Genomic DNA, 13,871 nt, shown 5'->3' on the forward strand with positions numbered 1-13,871 from the left:
TCCGTCCGGAGGATGCGCCCCGGGGACGGCGCCCCCCGTGCGGGCTCAGCTTCCGCCCAGGACCGTGGCGTACGCCGCCTCCCGGACCTCCCGCTCCGGGTGACGGCGCAGCCCGACGAGGGCGGCGCGGCAGGCGTCCGGCCAATGCTGGCGGGCTCCGAGGGCCGTGGCGAGGCCGACCGCGAGGAGGCCCCGCGCCAGATCCCCGTCGCCGCTGAGATCGCGGACCGCTGCAAGGGCCGCGGCGGGGTCGGCGAGCGGAGGCCCGTACCGGTGTGCTTCCTCCAGGTCCCCGGCCACCCGGAACGCGAGAACGGGGCGGCCCTCGACGGCGGCCGTCAGCTCACGGAGCGAGCGCCGCAGCCCGGCGGCGTCGGCCTCCAGGTCGACCGCCCGTACCAGGAGGGAGGTACGGGCGGCCGTCACCGCCGGATCGGTCCCCAGCCTCCGGGCCAGGGCCGCGCACATCCGGTGGTCCCCGGCCGCTGAGTCGGCGAGGGATTCCAGGCGACGGCGTGCCGGCAGATCATCCTCGCGCCCACCGCCCTCCGGTTCCCCGGCCGCGACGAGGACCAGCAGCCGGTCCACGACATCGTCCAGGAGGCTCCCGGGCTCCACACCGCCGATCGGGTGGGGCAGTCCGGAGCGGGCCAGGCCCATCAGGGCGGACCTCGCCCGCCACGGCCTCAGGGGCGAGGCGAGGTCGGTGTAGACGTCCGCCAGCGCCGTGCCGGCCGCGGGCGCGTACCGCGCCCAGTCGCCGAGCACGGACAGGGCGAGATCCGGCGCCTGCCCCCCGACGACGAAGGGCAGCCGGGCGAGGAGCTCCCCGTAACGGGGCCGGTCGGCCGCGGACAGCCGCGTCGGGTCCGGTTCCGTGAGGGCGCGCCGGGCGGCATCGGGCCCGTCGGTGACCGCCGAGTCCAGCAGGCCCCACATCTCCTCGGCGGGCAGCAACGCCGGGGCCAGACCGACGACCGTGACGCGCACGTCCGGATGGATGCCGGGGGTGCGCGCCACCGTGGACAGGAGCCGGGTCGCGGCGGCCGGGGACAGGTGGCGGGCGGCGAGCCGGGCGGCCGCCTTCCGGACCGTGACCTTGACCCCGCGATCGCGGGTCAGGACGTCACGGAACAGGGCCGCGAGCCGGCTGGGCCGGGCGTGGGCGGCCGCGCGGCCGGCCGCGGACCACGCGGCCACGGCGCTGTCGTCGCCCGCGTGGTCGAGGAGGACGGCGAGGGCCGAGGCCGGGTCGTCCGTGTGGGCGGCCGCCTCCAGGGCCGCCGACGTGAGGGCCGCCGCCGTGCCCCCGGGCCCCGGCGCGGCGGCGGTGTACCGCTGGAGCAGGGCCCGCCCGTGTTCCGGCACCGGGGCCACCGCCCGCAGCAGCGCGGCGCGTTCGTCGAGGCCCCGTCCGGGACCGGCGATGACGTCGGCGGCCAGCCGGACCGCGGCCCTCTGCTGCCGGGGCAGCCACCGGTCGGCGTACCGGAAGGGGGGAAGCGGCCGGGGAGCGCCGGCCGCCGGGAACCGGCCGCCCGGGACGGGGCTCCCGGTCAGCGCGAGGTCCAGCAGGTCGGTCCGCTCCGCGGCGAGTACGGCGAGGACAGGGGGAAGGAAGGCGGCCGAGGGCTCCCGCTCCAGGAGCCGGGCCACGCGGTGGCCGCGGGCCGCCGGATCGGCGAGCCAGGCCGCGGCGACCTCGCCGAAGACCCCGTCCGGGCAGGTGCGCAGGGCCTGTTCGAGGCGGTCCTGGAGTTCCGGGATCCGGTACGCGCGATGCCCGCAGGATGTGACCAGCGCCAGCAGGGGCGCGAAGTCCCCGCGGGCGGCGGCCCGGTCCAGCCACGGGCCGAGCGCGTCGAGCAGGGCGCGCGTCCCGCCGCCGGGAGACACGCTTCCCGGGCGGCCGAGTGCGACCGTACCGGTGTGGGCGGTCAGCGTCTCGATGATGCGCACCGCGGTACGCGGGGCGGTGGCACCGCGGTCCCCGCCGCCGGGCGCGTCCCCGGCGGCGAGCAGGTTCACGGCGAGGGAGCGGATCGCTTCCCGGCTCAGGGCCGAGCAGTCCCGGGCCCGCAGGGCGTCCCGGCACAGCCGCTCCAGGCAGTCGGCCCCGGTACGGTCCCCTGAGGACGGAGCGGTCGGAACGGTCCCGGGGGACGCCGTGGCCGGGCCGGCGTCGAGGGCCGCGGCGAGGAGCGGCACCGGCAGGTCGTCGAAGGCGGACAGGGCCTCCTGGCGTACGGGGTCACGCTCGTTGGCCAGTCGGCCGGCGGCCAGCGCCAGCACCGCCGCGACCTCCTCCGGATCACCGGTGAGGCCGGCGTTGACGGTCAGCCGTTCCCAGATCGTCCCGCGCTCATCGGCGTCGTTCGTGCTGAGGGCGGCCAGGAGCTCGGGGCGGGCCTCGGCGGGCGGCAGCAGCGCGAGGGAGTGCCAGAGCGCCCAGTCCGTCGTGCCCTCGGTGCGCAGGGCCTCGACCGAGGCGCGGGCGCGGCGGTGCCGTTCGGCGGCAGGCAGCCGGGCGAGCACCCCTTCGTGCGCGCTGACGTTGCCGCCGGGACGGCCCGCGGCGACCACGGCGTCGACGAAGGCAGGTCGCCGAGCCGGTGGCACCGACCGCAGCAGCAGGCCGAAGGCCTCCCGGTGGAACCACAGGGCCCCGAGCCGGGGCAGGGACGCCGGGTCCGCCGACACCAGCCGGCGCATGACCGCCCGGCCGGGCGTCCGTTCCCACCGCCTGACCGCCCGGCGGGGGTCGGCGAACCAACGGGCGACCCGCTCGGCGTCCACCGCCACGAGGTCGCCCAGCCGGTCGTGCACCGGACCGGGAAGGCCGTCCGGACCGTTCCGCTCCAGCAGGTCCAGCACCCGCTGGGGTGCGGCGGGCAGGGCCGCGGCGATCGCGTTGGCGTGCCGCCGCCACCAGAGGTCGCGCGACCGGGAGGGCAGACCGTCGAGTTCCCGTTCGGCGTGGTCGAGGACCGCGCACGGGTGGCGGACGGCGAGTCCGCCCCAGTCCTCGTACGCGAGCGCCCCCGCGAGTTCGGGAAGCAGCCGCGCGGTGAACTCCCGCGAGCAGCCCGGCAGCAGGCGGGCCGCGTCCCGGTCGCCGTACTCGGCGCGCACCCGCGGCACCAGCCGCTCGGCCAGTCGGGGCCGCCGCCCGTCACGCAGCAGCCGTGTGAGACCGGCCCGGACCACGGCGGGCGCGTCCTCGTACGCGGCCTCGACGGCGGAGTCCGGGACGGGCAGCCGCCGCGCGCCGCGCAACGCGTACCGGCGGACCACCGGGTCGGGATCGGCGAGCCGGGCCGCCAGGTACTCCGCTTCCCCGGCGGTCAGGGCGGCCAGCGCGGCGAGGCGGCGCTCGTACGGGCCGAGCGCGTCCAGCCCGGTGAGCAGGGGGCCCAGTCGTCCCCGGGCGGAGAGCCGGTGGGCGGTGACGGCGGTGTACCGGAGCCGCGCGGCGTGCGGCAGGTCTTCGAGGGCGGCGAGCAGTTCGCCGGCGGTGGAGATCATCACGGGCATTGTGTCCGACGGGCACACCCTCCGCCCACCGGATTTCGGGCCACCGGCGCACCGGCCGCACCGCCTCGACGCGCCCGGCCGGGCGGTGAGCGGATCTTCTCCTCCCGGCCCGGAATAGATCGGCCGCGCCCCCTGTTGCCAGGTATCGTTGAATCGTAAACAACTTTGGAAGGGGAGCCATGCAGTTCGGGATCTTCACCGTCGGTGACGTCACGGCCGACCCGACGACCGGGCGTGCACCCGGCGAACACGAGCGCATCAAGGCGATGCTCGCCATCGCGCAGAAGGCCGAGGAGGTCGGCCTGGACGTCTTCGCCACCGGTGAGCACCACAACCCGCCCTTCGTCCCCTCCTCGCCGACCACGATGCTCGGCTACGTCGCCGCGCGCACCGAGAACCTGATCCTCTCCACGTCGACGACGCTGATCACCACGAACGACCCGGTGAAGATCGCCGAGGACTTCGCGATGCTCCAGCACGTCGCGGACGGCCGCGTCGACCTGATGATGGGCCGCGGCAACACCGGACCGGTCTACCCCTGGTTCGGCAAGGACATCCGCGACGGAATCGACCTCGCCATCGAGAACTACGCGCTGCTGCGCCGCCTGTGGGACGAGGAAACCGTCACCTGGAAGGGCAAGTTCCGCACCCCGCTGCAGTCCTTCACCTCGACGCCCCGCCCGCTGGGCGGCGTCGCACCCTTCGTCTGGCACGGCTCCATCCGCTCGCCCGAGATCGCCGAGCAGGCCGCCTACTACGGCGACGGCTTCTTCCACAACAACATCTTCTGGCCGCCCTCCCACACCCGGCAGATGATCGAGCTGTACCGGCAGCGCTACGCCCACTACGGCCACGGCACCCCCGAACAGGCCATCGTCGGACTCGGCGGCCAGGTGTTCATGCGCGGGAACTCCCAGGACGCGGTGCGCGAGTTCCGCCCCTACTTCGACAACGCCCCGGTCTACGGCCACGGCCCGTCGCTGGAGGAGTTCACCTCCCAGACCCCGCTGACCGTCGGCTCCCCGCAGCAGGTCATCGAGCGGACCCTCTCCTTCCGTGACTACGCCGGCGACTACCAGCGCCAGCTGTTCCTCATCGACCACGCGGGCCTGCCCATGAAGACCGTCCTGGAGCAGCTCGACCTGCTCGGCGAGGAGGTCGTGCCGGTGCTGCGCAAGGAGTTCGCGAACCTGCGTCCCGCCGGAGTGCCGGACGCGCCCACGCACCGGGCCCGCGTGGCCGCGGCCCGGGAGACCCCGGAGGAGGGGACGCCGGCATGAAGACCGTCGTCGTATCGGCCGGGCTGAGCTCGCCCTCCTCGACCCGCCTGCTCGCCGACCGCCTCGCGGCCGCGACGCTCCGGCACGTGGACGCCGAGCCCCGGGTGATCGAACTGCGGGACCTGGCCACGGAGATCGCCCAGCACCTCGTCACCGGGTTCCCGCCCGCCCGACTGGCCGCCGCGCTCGACGCGGTGGCGTCCGCCGACGGGCTGATCGCCGTGACCCCGGTGTTCGCGGCCTCGTACAGCGGCCTGTTCAAATCGTTCTTCGACCTCATCGACAAGGACGCACTCACCGGCAAACCGGTCCTCCTCGGCGCGACCGGCGGTACGGCCCGGCACTCCCTGGTCACCGAACACGCCATGCGCCCGCTCTTCACCCACCTGCGCGCACTCGTCGTGCCGACCGCCGTCTACGCGGCCTCCGAGGACTGGGGCCGGCAGGGTCTGGCGCAGCGCATCTCCCGCGCGGGCGCCGAGCTCGCACGCTTCATGGCCCCCGCCGCCGGACGGGCCGCCCCGGACGTCGACACCGCCGCCGCGATCGCACCCCGTTCGTCGACGGGGGCGGTCACGTCGGTGGACCCGGCGGACGGCTTCGCACCGGTGCCCTTCGAGCAGCGGCTGGCCGCGCTGCAGGCCGGACTCACCGCGTGACCCCATCGGGTGCGGCCGCCGCGTGACCCCACCGGGTGAGCTCACCGCGGAGGCCGGGCCGCGTCACCCGGAACGCGCAGTCACCCCTTCTTCGCCTGCGGGAAGGGCGGGGCGTGTGGTTTCCTGGGCCCCGCCACGCAGCGTCACGAGACGACTGCATGAAGTGAAGGGGATGGTGTCGTGAGCGTTCTGGACATCAAGCTGGACCGGTCGTTCGATGTCTTCGACTCCGACCGGGACGGGCGGCTCGTGAAGTCGGACGTCATCGGCCTCTCGGACAGGCTCGCCGAGTCACACGGCCTGGCCCCGGACGCCGTGGCCGGACTGAGGGAATCGCTGGCGGACCTCTGGGACACCGTCTTCCAGGCGATGGACAAGAACGACGACGGAGGGGTGGACCGGCAGGAGTTCCGGGCGGCCTTCCGGGCGCGGATCGTCACGGACCGGAACAGGATCTGGGAGCGCATCAGGACGATGAGCAACGCCTGGACCGAGCTCGCCGACCGCGACCGCGACGGCATGCTGAGCCGTGACGAGTACACCTCTCTGCTCCACGGCATGTTCCGCCTGCCCCGCGAGACCTTCGACGAGGCCTTCGACCGGCTGGACCTCGACGGGGACGGGCAGTTGAGCCGCGACGAGATCAGCTCCGCCATGAAGGAGTACTACACGAGCGAGAACCACTCGGCCCCCGGCAACCAGTTCTTCGGCCGGCTCTGAGCAGTCCGCAGTCCGCAGGGGGGCACCGCCATGCCCCCCTGCGGCCCCGCCGGCCCGCGGTCGCGTCTCCCGAGCTCCGGGGCCTCCGGGCCGATTCGTATCGGGCCCCCGCTCGTTGAACGCAAGAGGAAGCCGATCTCCCAAGACCTATCTGGAGGACCTCTTGATGGCCGCCGAAGCCGCACTGCCGGTGATCGTTCTCTCCGACTCCGATCCGCTCCGCCGGCACGAGACGGCCGAGCTGGTGCAAAGCTGGTACCGGACGTCGTTCCGCGTGCTGCAGGTCGGAGGCCCGGCGGAGGTGGTCAGGGCGCTGAACTCGCTGGCCGACCGGCAGGTACCCGTGGCCGCCGTGCTCGCCGATGAGGCCCCCGATCCGGCTGCGGCGCACCCCGGCGTGCGCTGGCTGTCGCTGACCGGGCGTTCCGACGCCGTGCCCGGCGTGCGCACCGCACCGGCCGGGAGCGACGAGAACCCGGCCGAGCACCTCCGTGGCGCCCTCGACGACTCCCTGTGCACCTGGAACGCCGACTTCCGCGGCGATCTGCCGACGGCCGAGGTGCGCGGCAGCCGCTTCTCACCCGCCGCCTACGCGGTGCGCGACTTCCTCGGTCGCAGCGGCGTCATCTTCCGCTGGCTGCCCGACGAGGACGTACGGGACGCCCCGGTGCGCGTCCGGCTCGGCGACGGCACCGAGCTGGCGGACCCCCCGATCAGCGAGCTGGCCGAACGGCTCGGTCTCATCCGGCAGGCCGAGCAGGACCACTACGACGTCGCGGTGATCGGCGGTGGCCCCGGAGGGCTCTCCGCGGCCGTGTACGCCGCCGCCGAGGGCATGAGCGTCGTCGTGATCGAGGACGACGCGCCCGGCGGGCAGGCGGGATCGACCTCCCGGATCGAGAACTACCTCGGGTTCCCCGTGGGCCTCACGGGTGGGGACCTCGCCCAGCGGGCCCTGCAACAGGCCCGCAGGGCCCGCGTCGAGTGGCAGCCCACCCGGGTGGCCGGCCGGGTGACCCCGACGGAAACGGGCGACCACACCGTCGAGTTCACCAAGGCCGGTACCGACGAAACGGCCTCGGTGACCGCGGCCGCGGTGGTCGTCGCCACGGGTGTGGACTGGAACCGCCTCACGGCTCCCGGCGTCGACCGCCTCCTCAACTCCGGCGTGTACTACGGATCGTGCCTCTCCGACGCCCCCTCGACCGTGGGGGAGGACGTGTACATGGTGGGCGCGGGCAACTCCGCCGGACAGGCCGCCCTCTACTTCGCGCGCTACGCCCGCTCCGTCACCCTGCTGGTCCGGGGCACCGACATCGGCGCTTCCATGTCGAGCTACCTGGTGCAGCGCATCGAGCGGACCCCGGGCCTGAAGGTCCTGCTGGGCACCGAGGTGGCCGAATGCCTCGGCGGGACCACCCTCACCGGGCTCCGGCTCCGCGAGCGCGCGGGCACCGAGCGAACGGTCTCCGCACACTGCCTGTACGTCCTGATCGGCGGCCGCCCCTCGACCGAGTGGCTCGGCGGCACGCTGAGGCTGGACGACCGCGGGTACGTCCTGACCGGCAGCGGCGGGGCCGGGCCGGAGGCGCTGCCGATGGAGACCAGCCTGCCCGGGGTCTTCGCCGTGGGCGATGTGCGGTCCGGATCCGTGAAGCGGGTCGGCGCCGCCGTGGGCGAAGGCGCCGCGGTCGCGCAGTCGTTGGTCGAATACCGACGGCGGCGTCCCGAGCGCTTCCAGGACGCGCGAGCGTCCTGCGGCTTCTGACCGGCCCCGTCAGGCGGACCCGAACGGCCCCGCGAGCACGCAGCTCGCGGGGCCGTTCGGGTCCGCTCGGGTGGTACGGGTGGTGCCGGGGGAGACGAGGGCGGTCACCGGCGCGCCCGGGTTCCTCGGGGTGAGGTGCTCAGACGCCGTCGGGGACCCAGGAACCGTGGACCCCCGCGGGCACCCGCCGCGGCAGGTGGACGGCGGCCACCTGCTCCAGGCCCGAGGCGTCGAGGACCAGCAGCTGCGAGGCGTCCTGCTTGAGGTCGGACACCACGGTCAGCAGATAGCCGTCGTCCTCGCACGTGGCGTCCGCGGCGGGTACGAAGACGGCCTCGCCCGGCATCCGGGCATCGCCGACCGGGCGGACCCGGCGGGCGCCGGTGGTGCGGTCGTACTTGACGATGCCGTAGCCGCCGAAGCCCTTGTCGTCCGGGAAGGAGATGGCGTACTGGTAGCGGTTCTCCGCTCCCAGGTAGGCCTCGTTGAGGGTCGGGAACTCCACCGGCAGGTCGTCGACGATCTGCTCGGCGACCGTACCCTCGGCCAGGTCGATGACCCAGCGGCGGGTGTAGGAGCGGGAGGCGGGCTCGCTGCCGCGACCGGGCGCGCCGACCCACCAGTTCCAGGAGAGCCGGAAGCCCTCGCGGTCCACGGTGGGGCCTTCCAGGACGACGCGGCCCTGGTCGTCCTCGTAGGCGTTGGAGACGTGCAGCATGTTGCCCGGTTCGACGGAGAACCAGCGGACGTGGCGGGCGCCGTCCGCGCCGCGCGGCATCACGGCGATCCGGGCGGGCTGCCCGTCGCTCCAGGCGTAGGGGATGCCGGAGTGCTCGGCGGGATCGAAGGTGACGTTGCCCTCGACGAAGACCACGTGGCGGCGGGTGATGGCGAAGTCGTGCTTGAGGGAGGCGGTGGCTCCCGGGACCTCGGCGCTGTCGGTGATCTCGCCCTTGGCGTCGGCGACGTAGTAGGTCAGGAACGGAGGGAACGGCGAGGACCCGAAGAAGTGGAGCTCACCGGTTGCCGGGTCCTCCTTGGGGTGCGCGGTCATCGCGCTGCGCAGCTTGCCGCCGAAGTCGTGGGCGCCGACGGTCTCCAGCTCCGGCGTGAGCTCGAAGGGGAGGCAGGCCTCGGACAGGGCCAGCAGGCGTCCGCCGTGCTCGATGACGTGGGTGCCTGCGGTGCTGGCGGTCAGGTCGGGTCCGTGTTCGGTCATGTAGGGGGCGCCGTCGAGGGCGGGGGTGTGGACCCAGCGGTTGCGGTACCACTCGGCGCGCCCGTCGCGCAGCCGGATGCCGTGGACCATGCCGCTGCCCTTGAACCAGTGGGTGGGCGTGATCCCGGGCTTCGGGTTGTGCCCGTTGCGGATCAGGCGGCCGGACAGTTCGGGCGGCAGGGAGCCCTCGACCGTGAGATCAGTGGCGGTGACCTCGTCGGCGACGGGGGTGTAGTGGCCGGTCAGGTACGGCTTGGCGGTGGTGTCGTTCATGACGGGAAGGAACCTCTTCCGACGGATGGACCGGTGGATGGGCGGGGTGGGTGGTGGTGCGGGGTGCGGCCGGCTGATCCAGCGGTTCAGCCGGACACGGGAGGGCGGGCGGCGTGGGGGCCGCGAGCGGGGTGGACGGGGTGGACCGGGGTACGGGGGTCGGGCGCGGCCGCCGTACGGGCCGGGGCGCGGCGGGTGAGGAGCGGAGCGAGGGCCGCCGCGGCCGCAAGGACCGCGGCCGAGACCGTGAAGGCCGTCCGGTAGCCGGCCGTGAGCGCTTCCGCGACGGGCAGGTGCGGGGACGCGTGGGCGGTGACGGAGCCGGCCAGTGTGGTCAGGGCGGCGAGGCCGATCGCACCACCGACCTGCCGGGTGGTGTTCACCAGCCCGCCGGCCAGGCCCGCGTCCCGCGGCGGTACGCCGTCCACGGCCAGCGCCGTGAGCTGGACGAAGGCGGCGCCGAGCCCCAGGCCGATCAGCAGGCTCGGGCCGAGGACGCCGGTGAGGTAGCTCCCGTCGGCACTGATCCGCGACAGCCACAGCAGCCCGGCGGCCTCCGTGAGCAGGGCCGAGGTCAGAGCCGCCGGGGCGCCGACGCGCCGCGACAGACGCGGGACGAGCGCGGCCCCGAGCATGTTGGCCGCGGCGAAGGGAAGTTGTCCGGCACCGGTGGCCAAGGGGCCCTCACCGAGCACCTGTTGCTGGTAGAGCGGCAGGAAGAAGAAGAGGGCGATCCACACGGAACCCAGCAGCGCCATCAGCAGGTTGCCGGCGGCGACGCGCCCGGCGGCGAACAGCCGCGGCGGTACCAGCGCGTACGGCCTCCGGACCTCGATCACGGCGAAGGCCGTCAGCAGCACGGCGGCCGCCCCGAGGACGCCCAGGACCAACGGGTCGCTCCAGCCCGCGCCGCGCGCCGTCGTCAGGCCCCAGACCAGGCAGGTCAGGGCCAGGGTGACGGTGGCCGTGCCCAGCAGGTCGAACCGTCCGCCCGTCCCGCCCGCGCCGCGCGGCACGTACGCCACCACACCGGCCAGCACCAGTGCCGATCCGAGCGCGACCGAGTGGAAGATCCACGGCCAGCCCGCCGTCTGAGTGAGCACACCGCCCAACAGGACGCCGCCCGCTCCGCCCGCACCCGAGACGGCTCCCCACACGGCCAGCGCCCTGCCGCGCCGCGCGCCGGAGGGGGACCCGGCCATGGCCAGGGCCAGCGCGGCCGGGGCGATGGCGGCGGCGCCCAGGCCCTGGAGGGCGCGGGCCGTGATCAGTACGGAGGCGGAGGCGGCCAGCCCCGCGGCCAGCGAGGCCAGGGCGAACAGCGCGAGCCCGGCGACCAGCACGCGGCGGCGGCCGAGGAGGTCGGCGACCCGTCCGCCGGCCAGGAGCAGGGCCCCGAACGCCAGGCCGTAGGCGTTGACCACCCAGGTGGTCGCGCCGTCCGAGAGCCCGGCCCCGGCTCGGATCTGCGGGAGGGCCACATTGACGATCGAGGTGGCGAGCATGACGGTGAACTGGGCCGCGGCGAGCGCCGCGAGCACCGCTCCCGGCATGGACGGCTGACTGCGTGCTGCGTTCATGACGCACAGGTTCGTGCCGGACGCCGTCCACTATCCAGGCCGGACGGGCACGTCCACTGTCCACCGCTGTCCGCACCTGTCCACCCCGGCCGTCACCCGGTCACCCGGTCGCCCGGTCGCCCGGTCGCCACCGCGGTCGACGGACGGGTTCATCCGGGCCCTTGCACCTCCCGCTGCCACAAGGCCTCGCACAGCAGGTCCAGGCCCTGCCGCAGGTGACGGCGGTAGGTCCCGTACGGGAGCCCGAGGCGGCGGGCGGCGGCCTCCTGGGTGGGGGCGCCGGAGAAGTGCCCCGCGGTCAGGGCCTCGCGGGCCCGCACCCCGCGCGGGTCGCGGGCCAGGTCGTCGACGGCGTGGTGCAGCAGCGTGCGCAGCTCACCGACGGGCTCCTCGAAGTCGGCCGCGAGCCGGGTGCGCAGGAGGGCACAGGCGGCGAAGGCGCCCGCGTCGCGCCAGTGCGCCAGCGCTTCCCGTACGGCCCGGTCGAACGCGGCGCGAGAGAGGGGCGAGGGTCCCGCGCCGACGGGCGCCGGCACCTCCGTGGCCGATATGAACCGCTGGAGCCACGCCTCCACGGGCTCCTGACGCCAGTCGACGCCGAACACCCCGTACGTGTGGGCACCGACCCGCGGCCGCGCCCCGGTGTCGGTGAGGGTGCCCTTGACCCGTGCGCCCCAGGTCTCGGCGTCCCGGTAGACGGCGAACCCGTAGGCGCGGCCGTGGGCCCGGGCGGCCTCCGCCTGCGCCCGCGAACTGCTCAGGTCGATGACGCGCGAGGGGACCTGGTAGCGCTCGGGGTAGACGGAGAAGCGGCTGACGCCGATGTGCGCGCCGGGGGCGACCGGCGCCGTCGCCTCGGTGTACGCCCATGCCGCGGCGACGACCGGGTCGGTGGCCAGGTCCTGCGGGTCGGGCGGGGCGGGGAGGGCCAGCCGCGCCGTGAAGGCCACGGTCCGGCCCGTGCCGACGAGGCGGTAGACGCTGAAGGCCCGTGGCTGGCGCTCCGCCCAGTAGCGGACCAGCTCCGCGGAGGCGGCCCCCTCCGTCTCCTCGGCCATGCGCAGGACGACGTCGAGGTCGTCGGGGTGCAGGGGGCGTTCGTGCACCTCGTCCTCGCGGGACCAGGTGCGCAGCCGCGCCAGGGTCGCGCCCTCCCGGAAGAGGTGGAACAGCTCGTCGGTGACCGTCCACACCCGGTCCTCGGGCGCCTCGCGCAGCAGGCGCAGGTACTCGTCCGCAAGGCGGCGGCGGATCGTCTCGAAGGCGTTCGGTGCCCGCCAGCGCAGGTCGGCGGCGAGCGTCTCGCGCGCGGCGTCGTGCGGGTGGAGCCCCTGGTGGGTGGATTCCATGAAGGGGAGGTCCCGCAGCCAGGAGAACAGCAGGTGGGCGTCGTACCGGTCGTCCTCCGCGGGCAGCACGGCGGCGAGCAGTTCCTCGGACGTCGAGCGCGCCTGCGCCGCCACCTCCAGGGCACGGCGGTGGGCGGCCGTGGGCACCTCGCCGATCAGTCCCGTCAGCAGGGTGCGCAGGACGTCCGCGGAGGGGGCCCAGATCTCCTCCCGGCCGCAGCCCTCCGATCCCGCCGCGGCGGCCAGGGACAGGGCCAGCGGGTTGCCGCCGGCGAAACGCATGACCCGGTCGCGCAGTTCGGGCCGGATCCGCGCGGCGGTCAGCAGGTGGCGGGCCTGATCGTCGGAGAAGGGGGCCAGCTCGGTGACGTGCAGGAGCCGGGACCATGCGGGGTCGGCGGTCCACTGGGGCTGCGGGGCCCGCCGCCCGGCCAGTACGACCAGGGTGTCCTCGGCGGCGCGGGGCAGGAAGTGCTGCCACAGCCAGCTCTCCAGCCACTGGCAGTGTTCGAAGGAGTCGACGAGCAGGACGGTGCCGGGAACGTCCAGGAAGGGCCCGGCGGCACGCTCGAAGTCGGCCGGGTCCCGGTCGGCGAACCGGCCGTCGAGTTCGACGAGCAGCCGGCCCGCCGCACGGGCGTGGTCCGCCAGGCGACGCAGCAGCGTCGACTTCCCGATGCCGCCGGGCCCGTACACGTAGAACGCGAACGGTGCCTGTGGATCACCGGCCAGGGCCTCCTCGAAGCGCCCGAGCTGCTCGTCCCGGCCGATGAAGGCCTGCACGCGCGCTCTGCTGAGTCTTTCCCCCACGGACGCCATGGCGCCTCCACCCCTCGTTCCCGCACCGGAGGGGGTACCAGCACCTCCGTCCGGCTCCGATCGGCAGGGCGCCGCCCGTACGCGCCGCACCGCATCGCGCGGGCGTACGACGGGCTGTCGCCCTTCGGTCCGTGAGGGCTGGTCAGGCCCGCAGGGCCGGGGCCGCCGCTGCTCCGTCAGAGAGCGTAGGCGGAAGGGGATCCGGCAGGAACCAGTGCTGGGTAAAGGCTCACGTCACGTGATGGTGGCGAGGTTGCCGTCGTCGGGGTGGCCGTCGACGAGGAGGGTGGTCTCCTCCACGCGCCGGAAGCGGCCGTCGGGGGCCATCCGCGCGAAGAGGTAGACCTCGGTGCGGGAGGTACGGCCGTTGTCCCGCAGGACGGTGACGGTGTGACGGTCGGCGTAGACCGGCCCGTCCCGCAGCTCCTCGTGGACCTCGATGTGCCCGCCGCGGACCAGGGCGCGCAGGCGGGTCATGTGCCGGACGAAGCCGGCCCGGTCGCTCCACACGCCGTTGGTGCGCTGTCGGTAGTCGGGGGTGAAGTGCCGGTCGACGGCTTCGGCGAGGTCGAGGTCCGGGGTGAACAGCAGGTCGTTGATGGCGCGGGTGATGTCGGTCGGTGGCATCGTCGGTCTTCGCTCGCTTCGTTCGAGGGGGTGTGGGAGTACG

The 13,871-nt window shown here is 74.6% G+C and carries 9 protein-coding genes; 4 read left to right on the forward strand and 5 right to left on the reverse strand.

Features of this window, described 5'->3' with window-relative positions; all coding sequences use genetic code 11:
* Positions 1–45 precede the first annotated feature (45 nt).
* A complete protein-coding gene (locus OG295_RS35190; protein ID WP_371680703.1) occupies positions 46–3,525 on the reverse strand; it encodes a hypothetical protein in 3,480 nt (1,159 codons plus the stop codon).
* A gap of 188 nt (positions 3,526–3,713) precedes the next feature.
* On the opposite strand from OG295_RS35190, the gene OG295_RS35195 reads away from it, so the two are divergent.
* The 4 genes from OG295_RS35195 (at position 3,714) to OG295_RS35210 (ending at position 7,961) form a co-directional block, all read left to right on the forward strand.
* Positions 3,714–4,814 carry an LLM class flavin-dependent oxidoreductase gene (locus OG295_RS35195; protein ID WP_371680704.1) on the forward strand — a complete coding sequence of 367 codons (1,101 nt, stop codon included), beginning with the start codon at positions 3,714–3,716 and terminating at the stop codon, positions 4,812–4,814.
* The gene (locus tag OG295_RS35200) at positions 4,811–5,473 is read left to right on the forward strand and encodes a CE1759 family FMN reductase (RefSeq protein ID WP_371680705.1); all 663 of its coding nucleotides are present in this window, start codon (positions 4,811–4,813) and stop codon (positions 5,471–5,473) included. Before OG295_RS35195 ends, OG295_RS35200 begins: the two co-directional genes overlap by 4 nt.
* A 180-nt stretch (positions 5,474–5,653) precedes the next feature.
* Positions 5,654–6,193, forward strand: coding sequence for an EF-hand domain-containing protein (locus tag OG295_RS35205; protein WP_371680706.1), 540 nt, complete (start codon positions 5,654–5,656; stop codon positions 6,191–6,193).
* Positions 6,194–6,359: 166 nt separating this feature from the next.
* Complete coding sequence (locus OG295_RS35210) at positions 6,360–7,961, forward strand: NAD(P)/FAD-dependent oxidoreductase (protein ID WP_371680707.1); 1,602 nt, start codon at positions 6,360–6,362, stop codon at positions 7,959–7,961.
* Positions 7,962–8,100: 139 nt separating this feature from the next.
* Here OG295_RS35210 and OG295_RS35215 read toward each other — a convergent pair whose 3' ends face one another.
* From OG295_RS35215 to OG295_RS35230, 4 genes are all read right to left on the reverse strand, one after another.
* On the reverse strand, positions 8,101–9,453 hold the full coding sequence (locus tag OG295_RS35215) for a carotenoid oxygenase family protein (RefSeq protein ID WP_371680708.1): 1,353 nt from the start codon (positions 9,451–9,453) through the stop codon (positions 8,101–8,103).
* An 86-nt stretch (positions 9,454–9,539) separates the two neighbouring features.
* Entirely contained in the window at positions 9,540–11,033 is a 1,494-nt protein-coding gene (locus OG295_RS35220) for an MFS transporter (RefSeq protein ID WP_371680709.1), read from the reverse strand.
* 149 nt (positions 11,034–11,182) lie between these two features.
* Complete coding sequence (locus OG295_RS35225; RefSeq protein ID WP_371680710.1) at positions 11,183–13,165, reverse strand: AAA family ATPase; 1,983 nt, start codon at positions 13,163–13,165, stop codon at positions 11,183–11,185.
* A 270-nt stretch (positions 13,166–13,435) separates the two neighbouring features.
* Positions 13,436–13,828, reverse strand: a complete 393-nt coding sequence (locus OG295_RS35230) for a nuclear transport factor 2 family protein (protein WP_371680711.1) — start codon at positions 13,826–13,828, stop codon at positions 13,436–13,438.
* Positions 13,829–13,871: the final 43 nt, after the last annotated feature.

Source organism: Streptomyces sp. NBC_01276, assembly GCF_041435355.1.
Lineage (GTDB): Bacteria > Actinomycetota > Actinomycetes > Streptomycetales > Streptomycetaceae > Streptomyces.

What these genes read in the sequence shown, in the direction of transcription:
- OG295_RS35190 (WP_371680703.1), bottom strand. Translation starts at nt 3,525, where the DNA reads ATGATCTCCACCGCCGGCGAACTGCTCGCCGCCCTCGAAGACCTGCCG.
- OG295_RS35195 (WP_371680704.1), top strand. Translation starts at nt 3,714, where the DNA reads ATGCAGTTCGGGATCTTCACCGTCGGTGACGTCACGGCCGACCCGACG.
- OG295_RS35200 (WP_371680705.1), top strand. Translation starts at nt 4,811, where the DNA reads ATGAAGACCGTCGTCGTATCGGCCGGGCTGAGCTCGCCCTCCTCGACC.
- OG295_RS35210 (WP_371680707.1), top strand. Translation starts at nt 6,360, where the DNA reads ATGGCCGCCGAAGCCGCACTGCCGGTGATCGTTCTCTCCGACTCCGAT.
- OG295_RS35215 (WP_371680708.1), bottom strand. Translation starts at nt 9,453, where the DNA reads ATGAACGACACCACCGCCAAGCCGTACCTGACCGGCCACTACACCCCC.
- OG295_RS35220 (WP_371680709.1), bottom strand. Translation starts at nt 11,033, where the DNA reads ATGAACGCAGCACGCAGTCAGCCGTCCATGCCGGGAGCGGTGCTCGCG.
- OG295_RS35230 (WP_371680711.1), bottom strand. Translation starts at nt 13,828, where the DNA reads ATGCCACCGACCGACATCACCCGCGCCATCAACGACCTGCTGTTCACC.